The 2,051-nt window shown below is 61.4% G+C and carries 2 protein-coding genes and 2 pseudogenes; 3 read left to right on the top strand and 1 reads right to left on the bottom strand.

The window, feature by feature from the left end:
• On the top strand, window positions 1-284 hold a 284-nt coding region (locus IVB48_RS32950; protein WP_247406711.1), incomplete at its 5' end, for a hypothetical protein.
• A gap of 71 nt (window positions 285-355) precedes the next feature.
• Here the strand turns inward: IVB48_RS32950 and IVB48_RS32955 are convergent.
• Window positions 356-781: a hypothetical protein gene (locus IVB48_RS32955; protein WP_247406713.1), complete on the bottom strand. Its 426-nt coding sequence runs from the start codon at window positions 779-781 to the stop codon at window positions 356-358.
• On the opposite strand from IVB48_RS32955, the pseudogene IVB48_RS32960 reads away from it, so the two are divergent.
• Both IVB48_RS32960 and IVB48_RS32965 read left to right on the top strand, forming a co-directional pair.
• Window positions 757-1,364: pseudogene (locus IVB48_RS32960) on the top strand (ATP-binding protein); the annotation flags it as partial. The gene IVB48_RS32955 and the pseudogene IVB48_RS32960 overlap by 25 nt on opposite strands.
• A 363-nt stretch (window positions 1,365-1,727) precedes the next feature.
• Window positions 1,728-1,988 (top strand): annotated as a pseudogene (locus IVB48_RS32965) (transposase); the annotation flags it as partial.
• Between the last annotated feature and the right edge of the window lie 63 nt (window positions 1,989-2,051).

A 2,051-nucleotide genomic window follows, 5' to 3' on the forward strand; every position in this document is an offset into this window, starting at 1 on the left:
CTTCAGCACCATGGCCGCCGCCTGCTGATCGGCCGGTTGATCGGAACGAAACGCATAGTCTTGCGGGTCACAGCTTCGCTGATCGCCTCGGCGTCGGCAACGTCCGTCTTGCCCCGTTTCGCGAACAGCTTTACGTAAACCGGCAGGATCAAAGGCACATCATGACCGAGCGCCGCAACCTCACGCGCACCAATAATGGGCACCGCCGCACGCCTCCAACCGACCAGACACGGCGGAATCTTTTCGAAAAGCGCAGCACTTCGGCCGACGCAGTTTTCGATTGAAGATCGGCGCGCCCTCGGCGTCGGCGCCGTGTATTTGAAAAACGTTCTTGGCCAAATCCAGACCGATGGTGCTAATCTGATTCACGGAACGGCTCCCTACCTTGTGGCGTTGCCAGCAACGACCCACGTTTTAGCACTTTGATGCTGTCCGTAACGGGGCCGTTCCACACCATCAATCTGGATGGGAACACGTATTGTCGCATGTAGCGATGTACCCGATAGACCATCATCTTGATTGTCGCGCCGCAACAAGCCACCTCAACTTGTTCGCCCCCGGTGCACGCATCGCCATGCCGACGTCCTCCGTCGGACCGATCAAGCGCGCCCACAACGCCCGGCCAACGGGCGATTTTCGGCTGCCTGCGCTTGGGCGGAAACGCCTGATAGAGGGCGCCGGCGCAATGGGGCGATAAATTGTCCTGGACGACCCGGATGATCTCGGCGTCGGGATAATGGATGTCGACGATTACGTCTGCTGGGTCGGCATCGACTATCACGTCGAGGTGAAATGCTTGCGGTCCTGCTCGAACGCGAAGCGTCGCTGTGACGCGACAAGCGGCTCTCCCAGAGGCTGCAATACGCCAAGCTGCGTCAGCAGGCCTGCGTCGAGGACATCTCGACTATCGCACCCCGCGTGGCCTCGACCGCAGCCTGCTGACGATGCTGGCCGAAGGCCAATGGATCGACGACCATGCCAACCTGCTGATCTGCGGACCCTCTGGCGTCGGCAAGAGCTGGCTCGCTTCGGCACTCGGCAACAAGGCCTGCCGCGACAATCGCTCCGTGCTTTATCAGCTCGTCCCGCGGCTGTTCACCGATCTCGCTTTGGCGCGCGGCGACGGCCGCCACCGCTGGGCCCCGCCGATCTCCTCATCCTCGACGACTGGGGCCTCGAGCCGCTTGACGCAGCAGCCCGCCACGACCTCCTGGAGATTATTCTCGAGGATCGCTACGGCCGCCGCTCCACCATCGTCACCAGCCAGCTCCCCGTCGACCAATGGCACGCGCTGATCGGCGATCCCACCTACGCCGACCCACCGGATCGATCTGAACGGCGAGAGCATGCGGCGAACCCGCAAACCCAGCCGAAAGGCTGAGCAAGTGGCGCTGTGGACATGCCGCCGCGCTTGGACAACGCAAGCGCGTTGCCCACGTGCCCACAGGAGGAACAGTAGCAGAAAAATCGGCCCTTCATGTCGCGACCAAGGCGCCGATCCCAGAAACGAGCCAGTCAGAACGCCTCGCGCCCCCGGGCAATGTACTCGCCGTACTTACCTATCTCATCAAACGGGAGTCGTTCCCAAAAGTCGAAGCTTTTCCGGTTATGACGCGTTTGGCTCCCCAAGGACATGACGTAAGAGCCGGCTCCGGAAATGGAACAGGGCGATAAGTGGAGTTTCTGCCTGACGGCGGGCAAGATTGGTCCGCGAATCAGGAGAGACGATGAGCAGACGAGCACGCCGGAACCACACTCCGGCTTTCAAGGCGAAGGTAGCGCTTGCCGCCGTCAAGGGCGACCGAACACTGGCTCAACTGGCGGAGCCGTTCGACGTCCATCCCAATCAGATCACATCGTGGAAAGCGCAGCGTGAGGGCGGCGCCGCCGATGTGTTCGGGCCAGGTCACGGTAACGCTACGCCGTTACCCGCGATCGATGTGAAGTCGCTGCATGCCAAGATCGGGGAGCTGACGCTGGAGAACGATTCCTAAGAAACGGCAGCACCTACTTTCGGTTCCAAGGGCTGGAGAACAAAGCCGAATGCCTTG

Source organism: Bradyrhizobium sp. 76, from assembly GCF_023073025.1.
Classification (GTDB): Bacteria; Pseudomonadota; Alphaproteobacteria; order Rhizobiales; family Xanthobacteraceae; genus Bradyrhizobium.